The organism is Demequina sp. NBRC 110055 (assembly GCF_002090135.1).
GTDB lineage: Bacteria > Actinomycetota > Actinomycetes > Actinomycetales > Demequinaceae > Demequina.
On record NZ_BBRL01000005.1, the window covers coordinates 1 to 25,764 of the forward strand.

22 protein-coding genes and 1 riboswitch are annotated in these 25,764 nt (G+C 68.8%); of the genes, 11 read left to right on the forward strand and 11 right to left on the reverse strand.

The window, feature by feature from the left end; all coding sequences use genetic code 11:
* The coding region (locus B7K24_RS05940; RefSeq protein ID WP_234986591.1) for an HNH endonuclease signature motif containing protein at positions 1-2,062 on the forward strand (2,062 nt) is incomplete at its 5' end.
* A gap of 145 nt (positions 2,063-2,207) precedes the next feature.
* Here B7K24_RS05940 and B7K24_RS05945 read toward each other — a convergent pair.
* Both B7K24_RS05945 and purU read right to left on the reverse strand, forming a co-directional pair.
* On the reverse strand, positions 2,208-3,242 hold the full coding sequence (locus B7K24_RS05945) for an S-layer homology domain-containing protein (protein WP_084129282.1): 1,035 nt from the start codon (positions 3,240-3,242) through the stop codon (positions 2,208-2,210).
* 156 nt (positions 3,243-3,398) lie between these two features.
* On the reverse strand, positions 3,399-4,253 hold the full coding sequence (gene purU, locus B7K24_RS05950) for a formyltetrahydrofolate deformylase (protein WP_084129480.1): 855 nt from the start codon (positions 4,251-4,253) through the stop codon (positions 3,399-3,401).
* Positions 4,254-4,453: 200 nt separating this feature from the next.
* Between purU and B7K24_RS05955 the strand changes: the two genes are divergently transcribed.
* A complete protein-coding gene (locus tag B7K24_RS05955) occupies positions 4,454-6,283 on the forward strand; it encodes a SpoIID/LytB domain-containing protein (RefSeq protein ID WP_159449164.1) in 1,830 nt (609 codons plus the stop codon).
* A 23-nt stretch (positions 6,284-6,306) separates the two neighbouring features.
* On the opposite strand, the gene B7K24_RS05960 is transcribed toward B7K24_RS05955, so the two are convergent.
* Complete coding sequence (locus B7K24_RS05960; RefSeq protein WP_084129284.1) at positions 6,307-7,119, reverse strand: CDP-alcohol phosphatidyltransferase family protein; 813 nt, start codon at positions 7,117-7,119, stop codon at positions 6,307-6,309.
* Positions 7,106-8,206, reverse strand: coding sequence for a CDP-glycerol glycerophosphotransferase family protein (locus B7K24_RS05965; RefSeq protein ID WP_159449165.1), 1,101 nt, complete (start codon positions 8,204-8,206; stop codon positions 7,106-7,108). Before B7K24_RS05965 ends, B7K24_RS05960 begins: the two co-directional genes overlap by 14 nt.
* 255 nt (positions 8,207-8,461) lie before the next feature.
* Here B7K24_RS05965 and B7K24_RS05970 point away from each other — a divergent pair, with 255 nt between their 5' ends.
* Positions 8,462-8,995, forward strand: coding sequence for a GNAT family N-acetyltransferase (locus B7K24_RS05970; RefSeq protein WP_084129286.1), 534 nt, complete (start codon positions 8,462-8,464; stop codon positions 8,993-8,995).
* A 55-nt stretch (positions 8,996-9,050) separates the two neighbouring features.
* Positions 9,051-10,106 carry an acyltransferase family protein gene (locus B7K24_RS05975; protein ID WP_084129287.1) on the forward strand — a complete coding sequence of 352 codons (1,056 nt, stop codon included), beginning with the start codon at positions 9,051-9,053 and terminating at the stop codon, positions 10,104-10,106.
* On the opposite strand, the gene B7K24_RS05980 is transcribed toward B7K24_RS05975, so the two are convergent.
* Entirely contained in the window at positions 10,103-11,572 is a 1,470-nt protein-coding gene (locus B7K24_RS05980; protein ID WP_159449166.1) for a CDP-glycerol glycerophosphotransferase family protein, read from the reverse strand. The genes B7K24_RS05975 and B7K24_RS05980 overlap by 4 nt on opposite strands.
* Positions 11,573-11,898: 326 nt before the next feature.
* Here B7K24_RS05980 and B7K24_RS05985 point away from each other — a divergent pair, with 326 nt between their 5' ends.
* The 4 genes from B7K24_RS05985 to B7K24_RS06000 all read left to right on the forward strand — a co-directional run bounded on the left by B7K24_RS05985 (position 11,899) and on the right by B7K24_RS06000 (position 16,164).
* Complete coding sequence (locus B7K24_RS05985) at positions 11,899-13,017, forward strand: acyltransferase family protein (protein ID WP_159449167.1); 1,119 nt, start codon at positions 11,899-11,901, stop codon at positions 13,015-13,017.
* Between the two features lie 25 nt (positions 13,018-13,042).
* A riboswitch (ZMP/ZTP riboswitch) is annotated at positions 13,043-13,128 on the forward strand.
* Positions 13,129-13,175: 47 nt separating this feature from the next.
* Positions 13,176-14,474, forward strand: a complete 1,299-nt coding sequence (glyA, locus tag B7K24_RS05990; protein ID WP_084129290.1) for a serine hydroxymethyltransferase — start codon at positions 13,176-13,178, stop codon at positions 14,472-14,474.
* Entirely contained in the window at positions 14,474-15,361 is an 888-nt protein-coding gene (locus tag B7K24_RS05995) for a bifunctional methylenetetrahydrofolate dehydrogenase/methenyltetrahydrofolate cyclohydrolase (protein ID WP_084129291.1), read from the forward strand. Before glyA ends, B7K24_RS05995 begins: the two co-directional genes overlap by 1 nt.
* Positions 15,361-16,164, forward strand: coding sequence for an exodeoxyribonuclease III (locus tag B7K24_RS06000; RefSeq protein ID WP_084129292.1), 804 nt, complete (start codon positions 15,361-15,363; stop codon positions 16,162-16,164). The genes B7K24_RS05995 and B7K24_RS06000 overlap by 1 nt, the downstream gene beginning before the upstream one ends.
* Before the next feature lies 1 nt (position 16,165).
* On the opposite strand, the gene B7K24_RS06005 is transcribed toward B7K24_RS06000, so the two are convergent.
* Positions 16,166-17,398, reverse strand: a complete 1,233-nt coding sequence (locus B7K24_RS06005) for a galactokinase family protein (RefSeq protein ID WP_159449168.1) — start codon at positions 17,396-17,398, stop codon at positions 16,166-16,168.
* Between the two features lie 80 nt (positions 17,399-17,478).
* On the opposite strand from B7K24_RS06005, the gene B7K24_RS06010 reads away from it, so the two are divergent.
* On the forward strand, positions 17,479-17,952 hold the full coding sequence (locus B7K24_RS06010; protein WP_084129294.1) for a hypothetical protein: 474 nt from the start codon (positions 17,479-17,481) through the stop codon (positions 17,950-17,952).
* A 59-nt stretch (positions 17,953-18,011) separates the two neighbouring features.
* On the opposite strand, the gene B7K24_RS06015 is transcribed toward B7K24_RS06010, so the two are convergent.
* Positions 18,012-19,148 carry an Mrp/NBP35 family ATP-binding protein gene (locus tag B7K24_RS06015; protein WP_373994159.1) on the reverse strand — a complete coding sequence of 379 codons (1,137 nt, stop codon included), beginning with the start codon at positions 19,146-19,148 and terminating at the stop codon, positions 18,012-18,014.
* Positions 19,149-19,324: 176 nt separating this feature from the next.
* Between B7K24_RS06015 and B7K24_RS06020 the strand changes: the two genes are divergently transcribed.
* On the forward strand, positions 19,325-19,924 hold the full coding sequence (locus B7K24_RS06020) for a hypothetical protein (RefSeq protein ID WP_084129295.1): 600 nt from the start codon (positions 19,325-19,327) through the stop codon (positions 19,922-19,924).
* An 8-nt stretch (positions 19,925-19,932) separates the two neighbouring features.
* Here B7K24_RS06020 and B7K24_RS06025 read toward each other — a convergent pair whose 3' ends face one another.
* From B7K24_RS06025 to B7K24_RS06035, 3 genes are read right to left on the reverse strand one after another with little or no spacing between them, the layout of a single operon-like run.
* Positions 19,933-20,442 carry a DUF1003 domain-containing protein gene (locus tag B7K24_RS06025; RefSeq protein ID WP_084129296.1) on the reverse strand — a complete coding sequence of 170 codons (510 nt, stop codon included), beginning with the start codon at positions 20,440-20,442 and terminating at the stop codon, positions 19,933-19,935.
* Positions 20,439-21,710: a magnesium transporter MgtE N-terminal domain-containing protein gene (locus B7K24_RS06030; protein WP_084129297.1), complete on the reverse strand. Its 1,272-nt coding sequence runs from the start codon at positions 21,708-21,710 to the stop codon at positions 20,439-20,441. Before B7K24_RS06030 ends, B7K24_RS06025 begins: the two co-directional genes overlap by 4 nt.
* A gap of 9 nt (positions 21,711-21,719) precedes the next feature.
* Entirely contained in the window at positions 21,720-23,132 is a 1,413-nt protein-coding gene (locus tag B7K24_RS06035; RefSeq protein ID WP_084129298.1) for a pyridoxal-dependent decarboxylase, read from the reverse strand.
* Between the two features lie 96 nt (positions 23,133-23,228).
* Here B7K24_RS06035 and B7K24_RS06040 point away from each other — a divergent pair, with 96 nt between their 5' ends.
* Positions 23,229-24,629 (forward strand): PLP-dependent aminotransferase family protein, encoded by a 1,401-nt coding sequence (locus tag B7K24_RS06040; protein ID WP_159449169.1) that lies wholly within the window; start codon positions 23,229-23,231, stop codon positions 24,627-24,629.
* A gap of 99 nt (positions 24,630-24,728) precedes the next feature.
* Here the strand turns inward: B7K24_RS06040 and B7K24_RS06045 are convergent, their stop codons facing one another.
* A complete protein-coding gene (locus B7K24_RS06045) occupies positions 24,729-25,709 on the reverse strand; it encodes an LLM class flavin-dependent oxidoreductase (protein WP_084129300.1) in 981 nt (326 codons plus the stop codon).
* Between the last annotated feature and the right edge of the window lie 55 nt (positions 25,710-25,764).

Sequence of the window (25,764 nt, forward strand, 5' to 3'; positions counted from 1 at the left end):
CCCTTCTGATGTGGGTATGAGTATTTCGTCCGTTTCGTCGCTCGGTGCTCCGGCCGTGGGTAGTCGGCGTGGTGAGCGTGAGGCGCGGCGTGCGGAGTTGGCGTTGTCGGTGTTAAGGGCGTTGTTGCGTGGGGATACGTTGACGTTTGCTCAGGCGCTCGCGATGGGCGATGCGGTGGAGGATTTGGGGTTCGCGGCTGGGGCGGTGCGGCAGGCGACGGATCGGATGATGGCGGTTGCTGCCGCGGCGCAGGCGTGGCGCTCTGACAATGGTGCTGGGGTGGGGTTTGCGCGTGCGCGTGGGTATCGCAGTGTGCAGGCAATGGTGGAGAAGCAGGCGGGGGTGTCGGGGCCGGAAGCGAAGCGTTTGATGGAGCTGGGTGAGACGCTCGCGGATGCGGAACGGGCCACGCTAGCTGCTGAGGCGGCGCGTGCGGATGACGAGGTTGGTGACGGCGTGCCGACTCCTGTCGACGCAGACCCTTCGGGCGCCTCGGATCCTGACCCGTCAGATCCCGTCGCGCCCGTGGAAGACGACGGGTCGCTGTTTCCGGGTAGTGCCAGTGATTCCTCGGCGGGAGGCGCTGCGATATCGCCGGGGGCGTCGGCGCCCGAGGTGCCGTCGGGTCCGGTGTTTAGGTTGGTGGCAGCCGCGTCAGCTGACGGGAAGCTTGGTGCGGAGGCCGCCTCCGCGATCACGAGGATGCTGCGTGGTGTGGCACCACGCGCGGATGCGGATCTGATGGTCCAGGCGGAGAAGGATCTAGTGTTCGCCGCCAAGCACATGTCGGTCTATCGCCTTGGTCAGGTCATCAACCGGTGGCGGGACCGTCTGGATGCCGAGCATGTGGAAGAGCTCGCGGCCGAGCGTCGTGAACGCCGGTTCTTGCATGTCGGGGAGAACGCCGACGGGATGATCCGTGTCAACGGGCTACTCGATCCCGAAAACGGCGCACCCTTGGTCGCGGTCATGGGCGCGATGGTCAATCAGCACTTCCGGTCCAACAAGAAGGCTCGCGACGCCCAAAAACACGGTCATGTCGTCACGATCGATGAACGCACCCCTGCGCAGGTCTGTGCGGACGCGATGGGAGCGTTCGCGCGTCATATGGCCGGCTGTGACGTCGAGGTCCTGCCCCATGCCAGTGCGCAGGTGGTGGTGACGATGGACTACGACACGATGCTGGCCGCCGCGAAGGGCGACAGCACCCTCGGCGCCACGATTGAAGGGATGTCGACGACCCCGGAGGCGGGAGAGCTGCGCCGCATGCTGGCCCGCGCCGGCCTGATCCCCTCAGTGTTGGGCAAGGGCTCGCGCACACTCGATGTGGGCTACCAGGGCAGGTATTTCAACCCGGCGCAACGCATCGCGATGCTCAAGCGCGATGGGGGCTGCGCGAAATGCTCGCTGCCGGCAGCCTGGGACGACGGCCACCACATCATCCCCGTCGAGTTCGGTGGCAAGACGGAAACCGCCAACGGCGTCACGTTGTGTGTGAGATGTCATCACGACGTCCACCGTGAAGGCTGGATTATTGTCGCCACCCACACCGAAGTGTGGTTCATCCCGCCCGCCCACCTCGACCCCACCCGCACCCCCCAACCCGGTGGCAGGAGGCTGTTCGACGCGACCGCGGTCTACGGCGACCATCTACCCGCGCTCGACGAGGTCATTGCCCGCACCCCGAACGCCGCGACGCAAGTCGGCGACCACCGGCGACGCGCTACACGCCCACCCGGCGGGGACGGGACGACAAGGAAATCCGGCGTGTCCGCCTGCGCCATAGAACCCGAACCAAGCAGCCGCGTGCTGGTGGCACCGATGATCGCGTCCGGCGAGCGTCGAAGACGAGCGGCCGTCCTCGAGGAGCGGGGGGCGGAGCAAACAAGCGGAGTCACTCAAGCGATGGCTCGTGCACTCAGCGTCGCGCGGCGCCGACCGCCCAAGGCTCGTGCCGAGTGCCCACCGCTTCTGCACGGACGTCATCCGAGTGTTCGAGTGCTTTCAGTGCCCCACGGCTTGAGGCTCAGTTCCACGGTGCACGCTCGTGGACCCGGGTAGGTCACGAAGGAGTCGGCAACGGAGTGCGCGCGGTTCCTGGGGCGCCGTTAAGCGACGGACGGGGATGCCCAAGAGATCTCGGCATCCCCGTGCCGCAGGAGCCACCCCAAACCGGGCAGAGTCTGACGGCGTCCTTCAGAGATCACTAGAGGATGCTCGAGGCCCGCTCGAAGAAGGCCGCCGTTGCCTCGCGCGTGACATCGTCCGAGGGTCGGAACGTGCCGTCCGCAAAGCCCGTCGTGATGCCCGTGCTGCGCAGCCAGACCACCTCACGGTAGAACTGGTCGCCCGAGTCCATGTCTTTAAACGGTGAACGACTCGGCGCCGAGAACCCCGGCTCGCCCGAGTACCGGTACAGGAACGCGGCCATGGCCTCGCGCGAGATCTCCTGCTTGGGACGGAAGGTGCCATCCGACCAGCCGGTCGTGATGCCCGTCGACGCGAGCCATGAGATCTCCTTGTAGAACTGCGAGGACGAGGAGACATCCTTGAACGGCGAACGGCTCGGTGCCGAGAAGCGAGGCTCGCCCGCATAGCGGTAAAGGAAGGCCGCGAAGGCTTCGCGAGTCACGTCGTTGGACGGGCGGAACGTGCCGTCGGCGTAGCCCGTCGTGATCTCCTCGGTGGCTAGCCACTCGATCTCGTCGTGGAACTGGTGGCTTGCCGGCACGTCCCAGAACATCGAGCCCGCGGCCGAGGTAGCAGCGGTGTAACGACCGAAGTCCTGCACTGCCCAGACGCAGTCGCGGCCCGAGTCGTATGCGACGCCAATGCCGATGTCAGTGAAGGTCGAGCGCAGCATGTTCGCGCGGTGGCCCGAGGAGTTCTTCCAGCCCTTGATGATCGCGTCCGTGTTGGCGTTGACGCCGCCGTAGCCGCACGCGTAGCCCACGTTCTCGCCCCAGCTCGACAGTCCGCGCTGCGGCATCTGCGAACCGAACTTCGGGTTGTGTGCCAAGGTGCGGGTCGAGCGCATGTGCTCCGCCCACGACTGCGCCACCGAGTCCACGCCGCCATTGCGGCCAAGGTCATCCACGCCGTACGAGGCGCGGTAGGCGTTGGTTGCCGTCTCGATACGGTCGTCTCCGCTCGTCGCAGCGCTGGCGGGCACCGCCGCCCCGACGGCGAGGGTGGCGACAACAGCGAGGGCGATCGTGGCGCGCGTGAAAACTGCCTTCATGAGGCGCGAAGTTATCTGCGTCCGACACGCAAAGGGAATCTGGTGTGAAGAATCCCACTCTTGCTCAGGTATTTCCGGATCGTGCCGAGGCCACGGCTGCGGCTCAGGCGCCCGAGCCTTGGCTTGCGCTCGACTCGGTCTACGGGAGCTCGGCCCCTACCGGAAGACGATGGTGCGGTGACCGTCCAACAGGACACGGTGTTCGGCATGCCAGCGCACCGCCCGAGCGAGCGCTCGGCGCTCCACGTCGGCACCGACGGCCGTGAGCGACTCGGGCGTGTGTGAGTGGTCCACACGCTCCACTTCTTGCTCGATGATCGGGCCCTCATCGAGGTCGCTCGTGACGTAGTGCGCCGTCGCCCCGATGAGCTTCACGCCCCTGTCGTGAGCCTGGAAATACGGCCGCGCGCCCTTGAACGACGGCAAGAACGAGTGGTGGATGTTGATCGCTCGCCCGCGCAGCGCCTCGGACAACTCGGGGGAGAGGATCTGCATGTACCGAGCGAGCACCACGAGCTCGACGTCCAACTCGTCGACCAAGGCGAGGAGGCGAGCCTCCGCATCGGCCTTAGTCTCTGCAGTCACCGGCACATGGTGGAACCTCTTGCCGTAGAACGATGCAAGTGGCTCGAGGGTGGTGTGGTTTCCGGCCATCGCGACGATGTCGATGGGAAGCGTCTTTGCGCGCTCACGGAAGAGCAGGTCGTTCGCGCAGTGAGCAGCCTTGGACACGAGCACGAGCGTGCGCATACGTCGGCCGGAGACGTCCAGATTCCACGTCATACCGAAGCGCGCGGCAAGGGTGGCCACGGCGCTTTCCATCTGCGGGCGCTCGGCGGGACTCGTGACCTCGACGCGCATGAAGAACAGGCCAGTGTCCGGGTCCCCGAACTGCTGCGATTCCGTGATGTTGCCGTCGAGTTCCGCCAACGCGCCGGAAACCGCGTGCACGATCCCCGGGCCGTCGGGGCAGGACAGGCTCAGCACATAGCGGGTGTCGGTCTGCGTCATGGCGCCCAGCGTACTGACCGCGACCATGGCATCGGTGCCGTCGGATTCGTCTCATCCTCTTGACGCACCGTGCTCAGGTGTCACACTAGTCACTTGTGTCACGAAGTGGACTTGGTGTGAGCGACAACGTACTAACCCAAACGACCCCCCGCCCCGGCAAGCGGAGAGGCCTTGCTGCTGCGCTTGTTGCGCTCGTCAGCGTGGCACTCACCTTGGTCGCGGCGCCGGCGAACGCGGCGACCGGCTTCTCCGACGTGCCCGCCTCGCACCAGTTCGCCAAGGAGATCTCCTGGCTCGCGGGTGAGGGCATCACCACGGGCTACGCGGACGGCACCTTCCGGCCCAAGGACGAGGTCTCGCGCGAGGCCTTCGCGGCGTTCCTGTACCGCCTGAGTGGCCGCCCCTCCGTGTCGCTTCCCTCGACGTCGCCGTTCAAGGACGTCGCCAAGGGCTCGCAGTTCTACAAGGATATTGTCTGGCTGTCGAAGCAGGGCATCACCACCGGCTGGGCGGACGGCACGTTCCGCCCCAAGGACACCATTGATCGTGACGCCATGGCTGCCTTCCTCTATCGCTACAAGGGAAGTCCCTCCTTCAGCGCCCCCAAGACCTCTCCGTTTAAGGACATGTCGACCTCGTCGAAGTTCTACAAGGAGGTCACCTGGCTGCGCTCGACCGGTATCACGACCGGTTACGCGGATGGCACCTTCCGCCCCAAGTCGGGCGTCTCCCGTGAGGCCACGGCGGCGTTCCTGTACCGCCTCAGTGGTAGCCCCTACGTGAAGCCGCTCATCCCGACAAGTTTCACGGTCAAGGGTGCCGGCTACGGCCACGGTGTGGGCATGTCGCAGTACGGGGCTCAAGCGATGGCGCTCGATGGCAAGAGTGCAAGCGACATCCTGACGTACTACTACAAGGGCACCACGGTGTCGTCCGTCGAGGCCGACAAGAACCTCAAGGTCCAGGTTTACGGCAGCGGCAGCGACTGGAAGGACACCGCGACAGTCGTGGTGCGCTCGATCGGTGACGACAAGACCGACGACGGCCAGTGGCGCCTGCGCTTCTACAACAAGGGCGAGTCGACTCCCCACACCACCTGGTACGGGAAGAACAACGAGAAGCTTCACATCATCCGCTCCGGCACCTCGATCACGATTGAGCGTGATGGTGGCGTCAAGGCGACCGCGACCAAGGACGTCGCTCTGCACTGGGAAGCCACGACGAACTACCAGTCGACCTCGGACGAGGACGTTTACGTCGATATCTATAAGGGAAATGGCGCCTCCGAGATCCGTGCGACCCATGGCAAGTACCGCCACGGGAAGTTGCTCATTTCTGCACCGAGCAGCCGTATCAACATCACCAATGAGCTCAAGCTCAACACGGAGTACCTCTACGGCATCGCCGAGATGCCCTCGTCGTGGGACGCGGACGCGCTCCAGGCGCAGGCCATCGTCGCCCGTGGCTACGCGCTGCGCGCCTACAACAGTGGCCGATCGGCGAGCTGCGACTGCCACATCGTCGATGACACTCGCGACCAGAACTACTCGGGCTGGGTCAAGGAGAATGAAGGCACGAACGCGTACTACGGCAAGCGCTGGGTGAGCGCCGTCAACGCGACGGTCAGCGGCACCAAGGGCAAGGTGCTCACGAGCGGCGGCTCCATCGCGCGGACCTATTACTTCTCCTCGTCCGGAGGTCAGACCGAGAACAGCGAGGACATCTGGAGCGCGACACTGTCATATTTGCGTTCGACGGATGACCCCTGGTCCGAGAGCTCGATCAACCCCAACCGCTCCTGGACCCAGACGCTGAGTCAGTCCACGGCGAAGTCGGCGTTCGGCCTGTCGGACGTCGTCTCGATCAAGGTCACCGGCCGGACCGCAGGCGGCTCCGACGCGGCCGCGACCAAGGTGACCGCGACATCGTCCACGGGCAAGACCTCAACAATCACGGGCGCCGAGCGCATCCGCAGCAAACTTGCCAACGGCAAGTCGCCATGGCTGTGGTCGTTTACCGCGAACTACTAGGAGCGGCCGATGCCGCGGCTGGCTTACGCAGCCGGCGGCGCCTTGAGCTGGGCCGAGGTGAGGATCGCCAGCGTGTGGCCCGCGATGACGAACGGCGCCGCCACGAGGAGCACCACGACGGCCGCGGCCACGCCGTTGAAGCCCGCGATGGCACCCACGATGGCGAACGCGAGCATCACGAGCGTCTGCTCGACCGAGTGATAGGCGCGGTGGATGGGCACGAGGTTCGCCGCCCGGCGTGCGCGGGCGACCCAGCCGACGGTGGGCACCTTGATGCCCGTGTCCTCCTTGGCCAGGGGTAGTCCGCCCTGGACGCGAGCGAGGCGCGAGCCGTCGTTGAGCGACTTGTTCCACAGCACGAGCATGCCGAGTAGCGCGCCCGCGAGGGCCCAGCGCCAGTCGATCGGGTCGCTTTCGATGGCGATGCGCAGCCCCGCTGCCATGGGTACCAGCGACTCCGTGGTGGTGTGAGCGATCCGGTCGAGGAAGATGCCGCGCGGCCCCATCTTGCGGGTCCAGCGCGCGACCTCGCCGTCGGAGGCGTCGAGCAGCATCTGGCCCATCGCGAGGACGGCTGCCAACAGAGGACCCCACCACCCGGGGATGAGAAGCGCAGCGGCCGCGGCCCAGCCGCACAGGATCATGCCGACCGTCACGCCGTTGGCGCTGATCCCCGCACGCACAAAAGTTCGTGTTAGGTAGGGAGAGAGCGACCGGGTGAAGACGTCGCCCGTCCAGTGCTCCGAGTTCTTGCGCCCCCGGATCTCGGGCGGCTGGCAGACCTCGCGGATCTGTTCGATAGTGGGATGCGCGGGGCGGTCCTCAGGGCGATGCATGACCGGATTGTTTCACGGCCCGTTCCCGATCACGCTCCTGAGCAACCTCACGGCACGTCCGCACGAAGGCCTCCGTGGCCTCGGCCGCGTTGAGTCCGCCCAGGTAATGGTGGGCGAGTTCCTCGATGTCGTTCAGGTGCGTGGGGTCCGCGATCGTCTGGCGCACTAACTCACCAGTGCCGACGGCCTGAGTGGCGTCGATGCGCGGCACCGTCATGTGCAGGCGCGACGGACCGGCCGGCACGGCCTGGGGGGTGACGGGCACCGTCACGAGGAGCGGCTTGCGCTGGCTGAGCCAGTCGGAACTCATCGCTGAGATGTCGGTGACGAGGACATCGGCCCTCTGCATGGCATCGGTCTGGTCGGCGGAGGTATCCACCTCCCCATGCTCTCCTGCGGCCGTCACGAGCGCTCGAACGGCCTGATCGGCCTCCCGGTAGCGGCGATCCGACACCCCTAGGCGGGGGTGGGGGCGGTACAGGACCGAGAAGCCCGAGGCGAGGAGCGACCGCACGATAGCCTCACCGTGCGAGATCACGGAGGAGTAGGCGTTCGTCTCCTGCGAGCCCTCCCACGTGGGGGCGTAGAGCACCACGCGGGCCTCGTCTCGCGAGACGCGCTCGGGCAGTTGGGGGCGCCCGATGACGCGGAGATGGCGGGCGGCATCGAAGAAGAGCACCTCGGCCGCGTAGCGCTCGATCGCCGCCGGCCCGGCGACAAAAGTGAAGTCAAAGCCCTTGACCTGATTCGACACGGACACCGACTTATCGGAGTCGCCGTGGGCCAAGAAAATGTGGGCGACGCCCGTGGAGCGCAGGCCCACCATGTTGTTGTTGGCGTGGCCCACGTAGATCGCGATCTTGGCATTGCCACGATCGACGAGTCCTGCAAACGTGCGGTTCCTGGCCACGATCAGGACCTCGAAGTCAGTTTCTTCGCGCACGGCCCGCGCGGTCCGGCTGTCCTGAGTGATGACGGTGACGCCCCCGTACTTGTCGAGCTCCGCAAGTGCTCCGTACCACTGGCGCAACTGATACAGGTTCTCCGGTGGGTCGGGGAAGAACACCAGCGACTCGGAACGAATCACGTAGTCGCCGAGCTTGTCGTCATCGCCCCGACCGTCCGGGACTCCGCCCGGGAGCAGCCCCAGCCGTCGTATGGTGGCCCCGGCGAGGGAACGCAACGGCGCTAGCAACGCGGACCGCGTTCGTCGGTCAACGGACATACCGGGGACGCCGGGTGAAGGGAACGCACCAGGCAAGCGTACCGGGCGCTCTGGCGCCCGACCCGGGCCCGCGCGTCACGGCCGTGGTCCAGCAGGCTTCCGTGCCAGGATGGATGCATGGCTGAGACCGAGAGCGTCCGCATCGATGTGGTGGGTGCCGATCACGCAGGCGAACTGTTGACCGTGCGGCGTGCCGCCTTCGTCACCGAGGCGCAGTTGTACGGCGACCCGCACATCCCCGCCCTGACCCAGACCCTCGACGAACTCATCGTCGACCTCGAGTCAGAGGACGTCGTGACCCTGGGCGCGTGGGAGGGGCACCGCCTCATCGGCTCGATCCGTGTGGGCCTCGAAGGCGATAAGGCCACCATCGGCCGCCTGGCGGTCGTTCCCGATCAGCAGGGCCACGGCATCGGCACTCAGCTCCTGTTCGCCGTGCTCGGCTACCTGCCCGACACCACCCGCGAGGTGTGGGTCTTCACTGGCCAGAACTCGAAGCACAACATCTCGCTATACAACAAGGCCGGATACGAGCACCAGTTCGACCAGGTCAACGGCGATCTCACCTACGCATATCTTCGCAAGGTGCTCGAGTCCGGTGCGATCGTCGACGACGATGCCGACGAGAATGCGGTACGCGGCGACAACTAGCCGCCCGGCGGCCGTCTGAGATTTTCCACAGACTCGGCGGGCGCACAATGAAGTAATGATGAAGTCTGTCGCTGACGCGCGCCCGAGCGCCACCGCGAACCGGCAACGCTCGCGAGACCGCTCGCTGGATACCGCGGTGGGATTGCTCATTGTGCTCGTGGTGTGGGGGCACGCCATCGCGCCCCTGTCCGGGCCCTACGCTGAGGCGCTCGAGCAGTGGCTCTACATGTTCCATATGCCCGCGTTCGTCTTCCTCTCGGGGTACCTCACCCGAAAGTCGTCGCACTGGTCTCCCGGCAAGATTGCCGCGCGGCTCCTGTTTCCTTACGCGGTCTTCCAGGTGCTTCACGCGGGCGTGTTGAGCCTGACCGCCGGCGAGGCCCACTGGCCCAGTCTGGTCCAGCCGGCGTGGACCACCTGGTACCTGTTGTCGTTGCTGGTGTGGCGGCTTGCCGCACCGTGGCTCGTGAAGATCCCCTACCTGGTGCCCGTCACGTTCGTCGTCGCGCTCGGCTCCGGCGTTATCGCCGCCATCGGCCCGGATCTTTCGTTGGCCCGTACCCTGGGCTTCCTGCCCTTCTTCGCGCTCGGTCTCGTGTGGAAGGAGGAGTGGTTCGCGCGGCTGCGACAACTGCCGGTACGCATGCTCGCATTCGCGGCGTTCGTGGCCGCCGGAGTGTTCTCCTTCATCACAGAGGATCAGGTCAGCCGGCGCATCTTCTTCCTCCACGAGGATTACGCCGACCTGCACTATTCGGACGTCGATGGCATCGTGGTGCGCGCGGGGGTCCTGCTGGCGGGCTTCGCGCTCACGCTCGCCTTTGTGTCACTGACCGGATGGTCGCGCCGCTGGCTCGCGCAGGCCGGCGTCGCCTCGCTCGCGATCTACCTCTTGCACCCGCTGGTCCTCTACCCGGGGCGAGAGCACGGCTACTCCACGGTGATCGGCGAAGGCGCGTGGCTGCTGATCATGGTGCTCGCCGCGCCGCTGTTCGCATACGCGGTATCGCGACCGGCGGTGATCCGCGTCACCCGGCCGCTGATGGACTCCACGTGGTGGACCCAGCGCCGGACGTCACGCCGCGAGGCATCGGCCGCACAGACGGGCTAGAACCACTCCCGCAAGATCGCCGCGAGGCGCTCGGTCGCGCCGCCATCGTCGTAGGTGTTGAAACGCGCCGTCCACTCGTCGTAATCGGCCGACGTTTGGGACCGGCCGACCCAGGCCTCGCGCACGGCACCTGCCAGCTGGCTCTCGTCCCGCACCACCGGGCCCGGCGCGCGGTCGGCCAAGTCGAAGTAGACGCCGCGGCCGGCGTCGGCGTAGTCCTCCATGTCCGGCGCGAAGAACACCACGGGACGGCCTGTGGCGGTGAAGTCGAACATGACCGACGAGTAGTCGGTGATCAGCACATCGGCAATCGCGAGCATGTGGGAGGACTCGGGGTACGAGGTCACGTCGAGGACGTGACGGCCTCGATGGCGCGCCGCCGATCGCACCGTAGCGCTGTGACCGCGCACCAGCAGTCGATATCGCGACCCGAGCGCCCGGCCCAGGGCATGAACATCGCAAAATGCGCTAGTCGCGCGGGCGTCTTCGCGGAAGGTGGGGGCATACAGCACGACGGTCTCGTCGGGGCCGATGCCGAGCGAGGTGCGCACCTTGGCGCGGAGCGCTCCATCGGCCACCAGCACGTCGTTGCGGGGATAGCCGATCTCGGCGATCCGTCCGTCATACGTGTAGGCGCGGCGCAGAATCTCCGTCGAGTACGCATTGGGGGAGACGAGCAGGTCCCATTTCGAACTGCCCCACTTGAACGACTGCGGAGTCGACGGCCGGCCCTCGTGCTGCGACCGGTCGTATCCGAGCTTCTTCAACGGCGTGCCGTGCCAGGTCTGCACGACCTTCTGGCCCGCGCGACGCTTGAACTGCGGGGGAATCCAACTATTGTCGACCACCACCCGCGACGAGGTCATGGCCTCCCACCATGCGCGCGAGCCCACCACGACGGGCGTGACATGGTCGGGCACCTCGACCGAGAAGTCCTGGACTCCAACGAAGATCTTGCGCGCGTCGTCGCGCAGTGCATGGGCCAATGGCGCGGGGTTGTCAGAGAAAGACTTGCCGAACCAGCTTTGAAGGAACAGCGCGTCCTTCACCACCGGCGTGGGGTGCTTGATCGCGGTGACCGCGGCGCGCCCGGACGTGCCTTGCTCGTCGGGAGCCAGGGGCGCGGCGATCGTCACCGTGATGGTGCCGAGGGCAGCACGGCCCACCGTGACGCTCAGCCACGCGTTCTGAGCGTGGGCCGGCAAGGTCGTCCGCACGGCGGCAGGGGCCACCAGCAGACGGTCCCGGCCATGCGGGTACGACACGGTCAGGACATATGTCCCGGCGGGCAGCACCCGATCTTTCCCCATCCAACCGGTCGCGTGCAGCGGCACCCGGCATTCGAACCTGCCCTCACCGACAGCGGTCGCCGGCGCGCTCGGATGAGCCTCGGTTCCCTGAAGGCCGAAGTCGCTCGGGAGCGGTCCGGCGTACACGCCGCGCACGACGAGCGCGCGGTCGTCCACGTCCACCTCAAGGGAGTCGACACGGCACCGGCGTTCGAGCCGCACCAGGCGAAAGGAGCCGGTTTGCCCCCGCCACGCCACGATGTCGCGACCGGGAAGAGGGCGGGCGGAGGGAGCGAAGTCTTCGCGCGCCCGGCGTGTCGCGAAGCGATCGGTGCGTGCCGACAGTCGCCCTCGCACCGCGGACAGCCGTTTGCGTAGGGACGTCACGCGGGCACCGCCTCGGCGCGCCGGGGTGTCGTGCTCCACATCCGAGGAATATTACTGGCCTCCCCGGCGGTTCCGGGCATGGAGTGACGGAACTCGACGGCGACGAGGAGGCGGCGATGACGGCCGACGGTGGTGCGCGCGGCCGCGATACAGCGAACAGTCCCACCGCGGACGGCCCCGCTCCCGTCCGGTCAGGACCGGAGCGGGCCGCCCCCGAGCGGCCCGCGAGGGACGACCGGATCGACGTGGTGGCGGGGGTGCTCATCGTGCTCGTGGTGCTCGGGCACGCGATGCTGGTGGTGCCCGGCCCGGCTGCTCGCGCCGCCGAACTGTGGATCTACATGTTTCACATGCCAGCGTTCGTCTTTCTCAGTGGGTATCTCACGCGGTACTCCCGGGCCTGGTCCGTGGGGGCTCTCGTCGCGCGTCTCCTGTTTCCGCTCGTCGTGTTCCAGGTTCTTCACCGGTTGCTGATCGCGTACCTCACGGACGACGCGTTCTCCCTGGACTTCCCGGGCATTAGTTGGACCCTGTGGTACCTCGCTGCGCTCTTGGTGTGGCGTCTGGCGGCGATCGTCCTGATGCAAACGCCCTGGACCGTGGCGATTTCTGTCGCGCTGTCGCTCGCCGCGGGTCTCGTTCCTGCCATCGGCTATGACTACTCCCTCTCCCGCATCCTGGGCTTCTTGCCCTTCTTTACTGCCGGCCTCTTCTGGCGCGCGGAGTGGAATCAGGTGCTCGCGCGGTGGTGGTGGGCGGGCGCCGCGCTCCTGCTCGCAGCTGCCGCGTGGGTGCTGACCGCAGGTGCGGACCAGAGCGTGAACCCCTTCCACATGGCGCGTTCGTACGAGCGTCTCGGGGTGGGTCCCGGCGAGGGGCTCGCCGGACGCGCCCTCATCCTCGCGGTGTCGGCGCTACTCGTCGCGAGCGTCATCGCCGTGTGTTACCGGCGCGTCCCCGGTGTCTCGTCCATCGGGAGGGGAACCCTCGCCGTCTACCTTCTTCACCCACTCGTCCTCATGCCCTGGTACGTGACCGGAACGCCACTGGGCATGGCGGGAGTTCCCGCGGTCATCGTCCTCGCCGTGGCGTCGTTGGTCTTCGCCTGGCTGGCGTCGCGACCAGTGGTGGGCAGGTGGCTCGCACCGTTGTCCGATTTCACCTGGTGGTCGAGCCGCTGGCGCATCGGCTCGCCGCGTGACCGCGAGTGGCCGCGGACCCGCTCGCCCGAGTGACGCGGCATCGGCCGATTGCTAGACTGGCGCGCGTCGCGACTGGCGCAGTGGGTCACCACGAGGGAGCGGCACGCATTCGCCGACTGTTGGTCGTACGCCTGGGCCATGGTCACCGGACACCCGGCGGCCCCACGCCGCCCTGACGTTAAGGGAATGACATGACGACCGACTCCAGCGCCACGCACGAGGTCATGAACGCCTCGCTGCAGGACTTCGACCCCGAAATCGCTCAGGTCCTCGACCGCGAACTGGGACGCCAGCGCACCTACCTCGAGATGATCGCCTCGGAGAACTTCGTTCCCCGCGCCGTCCTCCAGGCGCAGGGCTCCGTCCTCACCAACAAGTACGCCGAGGGCTACCCCGGCCGCCGGTACTACGGCGGCTGCGAGGAGGTCGACGTCGCCGAGACCATCGCGATCGAGCGCGCCAAGAGCCTCTTCGGCGCCGAGTATGCGAACGTCCAGCCTCACTCCGGTGCGACCGCCAACGCCGCCGTCCTGCACGCGCTGATCTCCGCCGGCCAGAAGATCATGGGCCTCTCGCTCGCCCACGGTGGCCACCTCACGCACGGCATGAAGCTCAACTTTTCCGGCAAGCTCTACGAGGTCGCCGCGTACGGCCTCGACGAGCAGACGCACCGCATCGAGATGGAGCAGGTGCGCGAGCAGGCCCTCGCCGAGCGCCCCGACGTCATCATCGCTGGCTGGTCCGCCTACCCGCGCCACCTCGACTTCGAGGCCTTCCGCTCGATCGCCGACGAGGTGGGCGCCAAACTGTGGACCGACATGGCCCACTTCGCCGGGCTCGTGGCCGCCGGCCTCCACCCGAGCCCCGTGCCGCACTCCGACGTCGTCTCGACCACGATCCACAAGACCATCGGAGGCCCCCGCTCCGGCATGATCCTGTCGCGCGACACCGAGCTCGCCAAGAAGCTCAACTCCGCCGTCTTCCCCGGCCAGCAGGGTGGCCCCCTCATGCACGTGATCGCTGCCAAGGCCGTCGCGCTGAAGGCCGCCGCCCAGGACGAATTTAAGGAGCGCCAGGCACGCGTCCTCGAAGGCGCCCGCATCCTCGCGGAACGCCTCACGGCAGCCGATGCCATCGAGGCCGGCGTCAACGTCGTCACCGGCGGCACCGACGTGCACCTGGTGCTCGCGGACCTGCGCCACTCCGAGCTCACCGGTCAGGACGCCGAGGATCTGCTGCACGAGGTCGGCATCACCGTCAACCGCAATGCCGTGCCGTTCGACCCGCGTCCCCCGATGGTCACCTCGGGCCTGCGCATCGGTACGCCGGCACTCGCGAGCCGCGGATTCGGCGCCGAAGAGTTCACCGAGGTCGCCGAGGTCATCGCCCAGGCGCTCATCGGCGGCAAGTCGGCCGACCTCGAGGGCCTGCGCGCACGCGTCAAGCGCCTCGCCGACGACTTCCCGCTCTACGAGGGCCTCGCCCAGTAATGGCTCCCCAGAAGCTCGACGGCACCGCCACCGCGGCGGCGATCAAGGCCGAGCTCACCGAGAGGGTCGCCGCGCTCGCCGAGCGCGGCGTCACTCCCGGTCTTGGCACGCTACTGGTCGGGGAGGACCCGGGTTCCACCTGGTACGTCGCCGGTAAGCACCGCGACTGCGCGGAGGTGGGCATCGCCTCGATCCGCGAGGACCTGCCCGAGACAGCCACGCAGGAGGACATTGAGGCCGCCGTCGTGCGCCTCAACGAGGACCCCTCCTGCACGGGCTTCATCGTTCAGCTCCCGTTGCCGAGAGGCATCGACACACACCGCGTGCTCGAGCTCATCGACCCTGATAAGGACGCCGACGGCCTGCACCCCACGAACCTGGGCCGCCTGGTCCTGCGCATCGCGGAGCCCGTCGACTCGAGCCTGCCGTGCACCCCCAAGGGCATCATCGAGCTGATCGAGCGCCACGGAATCGACCTCAATGGCAAGCACGTCGTCGTGGTGGGCCGCGGTACGACGGTGGGCCGCAGCATCGGCCTGCTGCTGACCCGCAAAGCCGTCAACGCCACCGTGACGCTGTGCCACACCGGCACGGCGGACCTTGCCTCGCACACGCGTGGGGCCGACGTCATCGTCGCCGCAGCCGGCGTCCCGGGAATCGTCTCCGGCGACATGGTGAAGGACGGCGCCGTGCTGATCGACGTCGGCGTCTCGCGCGTGACGGACCCCGAGACGGGCAAGTCCAAGGTGGCGGGTGACATTGCGGCCGATGCCGTGGCGAAGTCCGCGTGGTTCTCACCCAATCCCGGGGGAGTGGGTCCGATGACCAGGGCGATGCTCTTGGCCAATGTGGTGGAAGCAAGCGAGAGGAAGGCGGGGATTCGCTGATGCGGATTGTGTCGGTCAATGTCAACGGGGTGCGCGCCGCCCTGCGCAAGGGCATGCTGCCGTGGCTCGACGAGGTCGGGGCCGATGTGGTATGCCTGCAGGAGGTGCGGGCGCCGCAGGACCTGCTGGCCGCCGAGCTGGGCGGGGCCTGGCACGTGGCCGACCACATCAGCGAGCAGAAGGGGCGCAACGGCGTCGCGATTCTGTCGCGCACCGAGCTGTCCGACGTGCACGTGGGCGCCGAGGCGCTCGGCGAGTCCGCCACCGCCGCCACGCACACGGGCCGTTGGGTCGAGGCGACCGTGCCGTCGCCCGCGGGCGACGTGAGGATCGTGTCCGTCTACGTCCACTCAGGCAACGTCGACAAGCCCGAGTCGATGACCGACAAGTACGCCTTCCTGGAGCTCATGACCGCGCGCCTCGAGGCACTCGCGGCCGCTCACGAGCGGGTCGTCGTGATGGGCGACATCAACATCGCCCATACCAACAACGACATCAAGAACTGGAAGGGGAACCTCAAGTCCGCGGGGTTCCTCCCCGAGGAGCGCGCCTACATCGACCGCTGGATCGAGGCCGGCTGGGTCGACGTGCACCGGGTGCACGCCGGCGATCGCCCTGGCCCCTACACGTGGTGGTCGCAGCGCGGCAAGGCCTTCGACAACGACTCGGGCTGGCGCATCGACTACCAGCTGACCTCGCCCGCGCTCGCGGCCGCGGTGACCGACGTGCGCGTGGATCGCGCGCCGTCGTACGACACGCGCTGGTCGGACCACGCCCCACTCGTCGTGGAGTACGACCTGTAGGTCACACGAGCAGGAACTCGGGGTCGGCATCGCCTGCCTCGTGAAGGGCTTCACGGATGCGGTGCGCGGTGCGTTCGGCGTCGGTGCGCCGCACGAGCGTGATCGTGGAGCCGCCCAGCCCGGCGCCGAACATGCGAGAGCCCAGCGCTCCCGCGCGATACGCGGCGTCCACGGCGCGATTTTGCGCCGGAGAGGACACCTCGAAGTCCAGCTCAAGCGACGCGTGTGAGCGGTACATGAGCCGGCCGATCTCGGTGAAGCGGTCGTGCGCTGGGGCGGTGCTCGCCAGCTCTGCCTCCATGGCGCGCACGCGCCTGAGTTCCGTGACGATGTGGCGTGCGCGGCGACGCAAGTCGCCATCCTCGATCCCGTCGACGCGCTCCAGCGCGTCCGATTCCTCCGCCATACGTCCCACGAAGTCGACGCCGAGGAGGCGTGCGGCGGCGGCACACTCACGCGACCGCATGATGAACTGGTCGTCGACGAGCGGCGAGTGATGGGCAGTGCGGGTGATGAGCAGGGTGAGTCCGTACTCTCGGAACGGCAGTGCGTAGCGGGTGGCAGGGGGAGGGAGCTCGGCGAAGGACAGCGTGATCGCCTCTCCGTCCCGGCAGCGCAGGCTCGTGTGCTGATCGAGCCCGCCAAAGGGAGTGCCGATGTAGCGGTTCTGGGCCTCGTAGGCCACCTCGGCGAGCTCGAGGCGGCCGGCCTCGGTCCCGCCGAGTGACAGGCCCCAGAGGGCGTCGGCGGCGAGGACCGTGACCGCCTCCATCGCTCCCCAGCCCGACAGGCCCGCGCCGACGGGGATGCACGTCGCCGCCGCCATGTCGAGGCCGGGACCGTCATACCCGCGCTCGCGCAGCGCCCACAACGTCCCCGTCGCATACGCATGCCAGCCGGACAGGCCCTCGGGGGCGAGATCGTCGAGGTCGCCCTCCCACACGCCGTCCGTGCCGGGCAGGGCGGTAGCCTGGTCGAAGACGATCCGGATACGGGAATCGGAGCGTGGACGGGCCGCGAGAAATGTCCGGTGGGGTGTGGCGGCGGACATGGTGCGCCCGGCGTTGTAGTCAAGGTGCTCGCCGATGATGATGACGCGGCCGGGCGCGCTCCACACGCCGTCGGGCTCTGCCCCGAAGGTGCGCCCGAACAGTTCGCGCGCCTGCAGTTCCCCTTGGCCGCGTGGCCAGGACGGCATCCACGCCACCGAGGCGTGAGGCTCAAACGCTGTCACGGGCTTCATTATCGACTACCGTCATCCCTGATGCACGGCTTTGTTGTGAGCCTGCGCCGTGTCGAGAGAGGACCACTCCGATGACCGATTCCACGCCTGCCGCGCCCGCTACCACCGCATCGGCATCACCGTCGGTGCTCGAGCGCGTGCGCCGGATGCCGATGGCACCGGCCGCCGTCGTGCTCGGCCTCGCCCTGGTGTTAGGTGTGCTGCTGTCCTTCCTCGTGCCGGACGATCCGGACGCCCTTGCCTTGCTCGTGCTGGGTGCCGCCGTCGCGGCCGCGACGGGGTTCACCGCGCGGACGCTGTCGCGAACCGCCGACGCGTGGAGCCTCGCGACGTCCGCGGTCGCCGCGATTTTCGGCGTTCACGTGATGGCCGCCACCGGCATCGTCGGAGGGGAGAACGAGGCGCTCAGCATGATCGGCGCCGCGGCGCCGTCGTTCAACGAGGCCCTGCTCGCCGCGCTCGCCACGCCCCCTGTCAGCGCCGGCACGTTGCTTGCCGGCGCCGTGGCCGCCCTGATCGTCGGGTGGGGACGGCCGCGCGGCTGACGCCGAGCGTGAGGCTCGCGGCCGCATCGGCCTCACGTCACGGGGCCGATGCGGCCCGCTTAGCGCTTGACGGGAGTGACGCCCAGCGACCGGCCCGCGAGGCCGCGCTGGCGGCTTGACAGCGACCGCGCGACGGCGGTGAGGGCCTCGGCTGCGGGCGAGTCGGGGTCGGAGATCACGACGGGAGTGCCCGCATCGCCGGCTTCGCGCGCCGTGATGTCGAGCGGGACCTGACCCAGGACGGGCACCGAAGTGCCCAGCGTCTTGCTGAGCCGGTCCGCGACCACCTGGCCGCCGCCCTCGCCAAAGACGTGCAGGCGCGAGCCGTCTGCCTGCTCAAGCCAGGCCATGTTCTCGACCACGCCCACGACGTTCTGCGAGGTCTGGGTGGCGATCGATCCGGCACGCTCCGCGACGCCCGCGGCCGCCGACTGCGGGGTCGTGACGACCACGAGTTCGGCGTGGGGCAGCAGCTGAGCTACCGAGATGGCGATGTCGCCGGTGCCGGGCGGAAGGTCGAGGAGCAGCACGTCGAGGTCGCCCCAGTACACGTCGGCCAAGAACTGCTCGATGGCGCGGTGCAGCATGGGCCCGCGCCACACCACGGGCTGCCCCGCGGGCACGAACATGCCGATCGAGACGGCCTTCACCTCGTGGGCGATGGGGGGCAGCAGCATGTCGTCGAGGCGCGTGGGCTGGCCGGTCACTCCGAGCATGCCGGGGATGGAGAAGCCGAAGATGTCCGCGTCGAGCACGCCGACCTTGAGGCCGTCCTTCGCCATCGCGGCGGCGAGGTTCGCGGTGACCGTGGACTTGCCGACGCCGCCCTTACCGGAGGCGATGGCGTAGACGCGCGTCATGTTGCCCGGCTGGGTGAACTGGATGACCGGCTCGGGCTTGCCGCCGCGGAGCTTGGAGCGCAGTTCGAGGCGCTGCTCCTCGCTCATGACACCCAGCTCGATCTTGACGTTGGTGACGCCCGCGACCTTCGCGGCGGCGTCTGTGACGTCGCCCGTGATGCGCTCCTTCATGGGGCATCCCTGGGTGGTGAGGTCGATCCCCACGGTGGCCACTCCGGCGTCGTCGACATCGATCGAGCGGACCATGCCGATCTCGGTGATGGGACGGCGGATTTCGGGATCGATGACCTTGCTAAGGGCGTCGCGGACGAGCTCGACGGTAGGCATGACATCCATCGTAGGCGCTCGTCGCGGGCCGCCTCGACGGCCGGGAACGTCCGGCTTTGTCACGTTCGCTGTGTGAGATGCCTCACACGGCGCGGCGTCGCACTTGCCTCGAGGAGGGGGCCGGTGCCAGGTTGAACGAGCATCGCGAGGGGGCGCTCGGCCCCCGCTGAGGAACTGGGGGCGTGATGGGTGGGTTCGACCGCGTGCGAGTGCGCTCCGCGACGTCCCCCGAGGCGTACCACCCCGCACCCGACGCGCAGCCGTCCGGCGCCCCTGAGTGGATGGCGACCCTCCCGCCGCCGCCCCTTGGTCCGTCCACCAATCCCACGCCCGTGGTCGTTCGCGGACGGTGGCTTCGATCCGTGATGTCCGCGGTCGGATTCGGTGTCATGGGTGCGGTGCTTTACGCCTCGTTGTACATCCTCGTGGGCGCGGAGGTGCAGGCCGCGGCCGTGGTGATCGGCGTCATGGTGGGGTCGGGCCTACGTTTGGGCGGGCGACAGCCCGGCGCCGCGACGGGAACGGTGGCCGTCGCGATCGCGCTTCTTTCGCTCGCAGTGGGCGTGGCAGTTGGACAGGCGAGCCTCGACTCGATCGCCTTACCGGCGCCGCTGACGGGGACCCTCGGCGATGTGTTCCGGTCGCCGGGGCCCGCGCTCGCGCGCTACTTCTCCGCGCCTGTCATAGCGAGCCTGGCGGTAGGACTGACGGCGGCGGGAGCCCTGCTCGCGACCCTGACGTTCAGGCCGCGACGCTCGTCAGGCCAGTTCGACCACAGCTCCTAGCGCCGGCGTCACCGCGAGGCGTCGCGCTCGTCGTCCTCTCGCTGCAACTCCTCGAGGAGCGCACGCAGCTCGGAGCGCACAAAGTCGCGCGTCGCGGTCTCGTTGACGGCGTGACGCAGGGCCGCGACCTCTCGCGCGAGGTACTCGGTGTCCGCGAGCGACCGTTCGGCGCGCTGGCGGTCCTGCTCGGCGGCCACGCGGTCGCGGTCGTCCTGACGGTTCTGCGCCAACAGGATGAGGGGGGCGGCGTAGGACGCCTGGAGTGACAGCATCAGGGTCAGCGCGGTGAAGCCGTTGGCCGCCGAGTCAAAACGCACAGACTCGGGCGCCCACGTATTCCACACGAGCCACACGATGCAGAACACCGTGAGGTAGATGAGAAACCGCGTGGTGCCGAGAAAGCGTGCGATGCCCTCGGTGGCGGCTCCCATCCGGTCGGGATCCGAGCGGCGCGACTTGCGCGGGAAGAACCCGAACCGGCGCTTGTCCGCCTGGGGACGGTCGAGGCGCTCGCTCATGAGGCGACCTCCTCATCGTCGTCCATGTGCTCGCGCCAGTCGCTGGGTAGCAGGTGGTCCAGCACGTCGTCGATCGAGACGGCTCCGCGCAGGCGGTGCGCGTCGTCGACGACGGGAAGCGCGAGGATGTCGTACGCGGCCATGCGGCGCGAGACCTCCTGCAGCGAGTCATCGGGGTCGAGCGACTCGATCGCGGGGTCCACGTAGGAGCCCACGGGCTCGTGCGGGGGCTCACGCAGGAGGCGCTGCAGGTGGACGAGCCCGATGTAGCGACCGGTGGGCACATCCAGCGGCGGGCGGACCACAAACACCATCGACGCAAGCGCGGGTGGCAGCTTCTCCTTGCGCACCATCGCGAGGCACGTTGCGACCGAGGTCTCCGGGCTGACGATGACGGGCTCGGTGGTCATGAGGCCACCCGCCGTGTCGTCCTCGTAGTGCAGCAGCTGACGCACCTGGTCGGCGTCGTCGGGCTCCATGAGCTCGAGCAGGGCCTGTGCCTGATCGTCGGGCATATCGCCCAGCAGGTCGGCCGCGTCGTCCGGGTCCATGGCCTCGAGGACGTCCGCGGCACGCTCGGAGCGCAGGGTGCCCAGCAGCGCGATCTGGTCCTCCTCCGGCAGCTCCTCGAGAACGTCGGCGAGTCGCTCGTCATCCAGCGCGGCCGCAATCTCGGCCGAGCGCGACGGCGACATCTCCATGAGGGCGGCGGCAAGGTCGGCGGGCTTGTGGTCCGCAAAGGACTGGATGACCAGCTGCGCCCCCTGGAGCTCGTCGCGCTTCCACACGCCCGTGACCTCGTCAAGGCCCACCACGACGGCCTCGCCGCGGCGAGAGAAGCCCAGGACCCCCTTGCGCCGCTCGGCCTTGCGCACGTACAGGCGCGTCACCTGCCACGTGCCGTCGCGCATCGGCTCGATCGCGAGGTCTTCGATGAAGGCGGGCTCTCGTCCCGTCTTGATCGTGACGGAGCGCTCAAGGAGTTCGGCGATGGCAAGCGTCTCGGAGGTGCGTGCCTTGAAGCGGCGCAGGTTCAGCACTCCCGTGCAGATGATCTGGCCGGGCGCGATCGACGTGACGCGGGTGAGCGGCAGGAACACCCGGCGACGGCCTGGGACCTCGACGACGAGGCCCACGGCGACGGGCGCGTTGCCACGGCGCATCAGCAGCACCACGTCGCGGGCGCGGCCCACCGCATCGCCGATAGGGTCGAAGACGGTGGTGCCCGCCAGACGAGCGACGTAGACCCTCTCCGCAGGCAGACTCATGGCCTCAGCCTAAAGCCTGGTGCGCTCCCAGCAGCCGAGGATCGCTGCGACCGCCGCGGCAACATCATCCGAGGTCGTTGCGGCATCGGACACCGACAGTCGCATGGCGCGGCGCCCGCGCCACACGGTGGGGCTAGCCCACGTGGTGCCCTCGGCCTGCACGGCGTCGATCACCGCAGCGGTCGTGGCGTCGTCTCCGAAGGCCACGAGGACCTGGTTGAGAACGACGGGCGCGAGGATCTCCGCGCCGCCGGTGGCTAGCGCATCGGCCATCCGCCGTGCGAGCGCACAGGAGTGCTCCACCAGCTCGGCAAGCCCGGACCGCCCGTGCGAGGCGAGCATGGCCCACGCCTCGACGCCGCGCGCCCGCTGCGAGATTTGGATGCCCCGATTGCGCGGCGCGCTCGGGTCGGGCGGCAGGTACGCCGCGTCCGAAGTCATGGCGCGACCGAGTGCCTCCCCGTCGCGCACGATGACGATGCCGCTGTCGTAGGGGAGGTTCAGCCACTTGTGTCCGTCCGTCGCCCACGAGTCGGCGAGCGCGACGCCGGCGACCTGGTCGCGCAGCGTCGGCGCGGCCGCCGCCCACAGCCCAAAGGCGCCGTCCACGTGAACCCAGCCGCCACGCTCGCGGATGCCGGGGATGATCGCGGCGAAGGGGTCGGAGGCGCCCGTGTTGACGTTGCCGGCCTGGAGGAGGACCAGCGTGAGGTGGTCGGTGTCGGTGGGGAACGCGGAGGCGTCGATCGCGCCGACGCCGTCGGTCGGGACGCGCTCGATATGGGCCTCGCCGATGCCTGCCAGTCGCAGCGCCTTGAGCGCCGAGATGTGGACCTCTTCGCCCACGATCACCCTCAGTCGCGGCGCCCCCGCGAGGCCGTCGCGCGCCACGTCCCAGCCCGCGCGCGCCAGCAGGGCGTCGCGCGCCGCGATGATGCCCGTGAGGTTGGCGATGGTCGCGCCGCCGTTGAAGGACGCCACCGCGTCGCGCGGTAGGCCTAGCGCCTCGACGATCCACGCACATGCCACTGCGTCGAGCGTCTCCGCCACGGGCGACGCCCCGCCGGGGTTCTGATCCCACGCCCCGGCGAGGATCGCGGCCGCACCCGCGGCCGGATCGGTGCCTCCGGTCACGAAGCCGAAGTGGCGCCCGTGCGTCACGACGGTCGTCGCGGGCGACCCGAATGCGTCCAGTTCTGCGAGCACCTCGCGTGCCGGGCGGGGCGCGTCGGGAAGGGGGCGACGGAAGGCGCTCAGGCCGGCCACCGCATCGGCCGTCGGGGCGACGGGGCGGTGGGCGGCCCCGGCAACGTATGCGCCGGCGCGCCGCGCGGCCTCGGTGATGAGACCGATGCGCTCGCGGGTGCGCGCCAATGACGTGGGGTTGGTGTGGACCCGTTCGAGCGGAGTGAGGGCGTTCATGCGGTAAGCCTTTCGCGACTGGCACTGCCAATCCAGTGCCACTTGATGCTTCGCTGGCACTGGTCAGAGGGGTCCAGTTCGCGGTGGAATGGCCCCATGCGCACCACCGCCGACCAACTTCGCGACGTCCTCGACCACTGGCAGTCGGGCACCGGGCCCCTCTACCAGCAGTTGGCCGACGCTATCGTGTCGCTCGCCGAGGCCGGCTCGCTCGAGCACGGCACACGCCTGCCCTCGGAGCGCGCGCTCGCGACCAGCCTGCACCTGTCGCGCAACACCGTGACGGCCGCCTACCAGCGCCTTCGCGACGAGGAGTGGCTCGACGTGCGCCCCGGCGCGGTACCGCGGCTCGGCTCGCGCGCCCGCGGCCTGGACGGCATGAGTCACCAAGACCGCTTCGCGAAAATCCTTCCCGGCGCACAGGTGCCACTCGTCGGGCTGTCCTCGGCGTGCCCCGGCCCGGCCCCCGTGGTCGCGAGCGCGTTTGCCGACCCGGCGTCGCTGCTCGAAGCTACGCCCACGCTCGGCACGGGATACGCGGCGCTCGGCGACCCCGACCTCGTGGGTGCCATCGTCGACCGCCTGCGCCTGCAGGGCATCCCGGCCCGCCCCGACGAGGTCGTCGTGACGTCCGGCGGGCAGCAGGCGCTCTGGCTCGCCGTGACGGGACTGGCGAGCGCGGGCGGCACGGTGGCCATGGAATCGGTGACATACCCCGGGGTCTTCGACGCCGTCGCGTCGGCGGGCTCGCGTCCCCTCGCGCTGCCCATGGGGCCGGACGGGCTCGACGTGGCCACCGCGGTGAAGCTGCTCCGCGCCGCGCGCCCCGCGGCCGCCTACGTCACCACGTTCCACAACCCCACCGGTACCGCGCTGTCGGAGCCCGACGCACTGCACCTCGCCGAGGTCGCCGCCGCCGTCGGCACGACCCTCATTGACGACCGCATCACCGGCGAATTGGCGCTCACGGGACCGCCGGCTCTACCGTTCGCCACCCTGGGCACGGGGGCCTCGGTGGTGACCATCGGGGGCCTGTCGAAGATCTTCTGGGGAGGCATGCGCATCGGCTGGCTGCACACCAACCCCACGCTCGCGGCGCAGCTACGTCAGCGCAAGGCGGCGATGGACCTGGGCAGCCCCGCCTTCATGCAGCGCCTCGCGCGGGTGTTCCTCGAGGACCACTACGAGGAGACGCTTCGCTGGCGGATCGCCTCGATGCGCGAGTCGCTCGCCGCGACCGTAGAGGCGCTCGGTGAATTCGCGCCCGAGTGGGAGTACCGCATGCCCGATGGTGGTCCCTGCCTCTGGGTGAAGGTGCCCGGAGCCCACGCGGACCGCTTCGCGGCCAGGGCGGCCGATGCCGGCGTGCCCGTCGCCCCCGGCTCCGCTTTCGAGGTGGTGCCCGGCGGGGGAGCGGCGCGGTTCCGCCTGCCGTTCTACCTCAGCCCCGAGGAGATGCGGCTGGGCGTGAAGACGCTCGCCGAGCACGCGGTCTAGCGGGCCGACGCGCGGGGGCGCTCCCTGCGAGCCATCCAGTGCTCGCTTCCGCGCGCGACAGCGGGCACTGGATGGCTCCTGAGGTGCACACCGAACTGGTCAGCCGGCCGCGGTGAGCTCCACCGACGCCACGCGCGCGGCCGGGGTGAGCGCGCCGTGCGCGGTGATGATCTCGTCGGCGCCCGTCTGCGACGCCAGCTCGTCAAGCCACGCGCGCACCTCGGCGCCCGTGCCCACGGCTGTCACTCGCATCATGTCCGCGAGCTGGGCTCCCTGAGGCGAGGCGAGGAACGCGTCGATCTCGCCGTCCGAGTACTCCGGCGTCGAGGGCCCGCGCTTCATCATCATGCGCACGCGCGAGCGCCGCGCAGCCGCGAACTGCTCCTCGGCCTCCCCGGTGGAGGCCGCCGCGAAGGCGTTGGCGGCCACCATCAGATAGGGCGAGTCGAGCTGCGCCGACGGCTGGAAGCCCTCCCGGTAGACGGCGATCGCCTGCTCCAGCGCTGCGGGCGCGAAGTGAGAGGCGAAGGCGTAGGGCAGGCCCAGTTGCGCCGCCAGCTGCGCCCCGAAGAGCGACGATCCCAGGATGTACAGCGGCACGTGGGTGCCCTTGCCCGGCACGGCCTCGACGCCGTGGACCCGGGTGTCGTCGCCGAGATACGCCTGCAGCTCGAGAACGTCCTGGGGGAACGCGTCCGACGACGACGGCTCCCGGCGCAGCGCCACGAAGACGGCGCGGTCGCCGCCGGGCGCGCGCCCCAGCCCCAGGTCGATGCGCCCGGGGTGCAGCGACGCCAGCGTGCCGAACTGCTCGGCAATGGTCAGCGGCGAGTGATTGGGCAGCATGACGCCGCCCGCGCCCAGGCGGATGGACTCCGTATGCGCCGCGACGTGCGCGATCAGCACCGACGTCGCCGAGGACGCGATGCGAGCCATGTTGTGATGTTCGGCGTACCAGACTCGTGCGTAGCCGGAGCGCTCGGCCGCGCGGGCCAGATCCACGCTGTGGCTGAGTGCCTGAGTGGGCGTCTCGTCGGGTCCGATGGGGGCAAGGTCAAGAACAGAGAGTCGAACGGTCACGATTTCCCAACGTACCGGCGGGGGCGTTCATGCCCGGACACGGTCCTCGATGGCC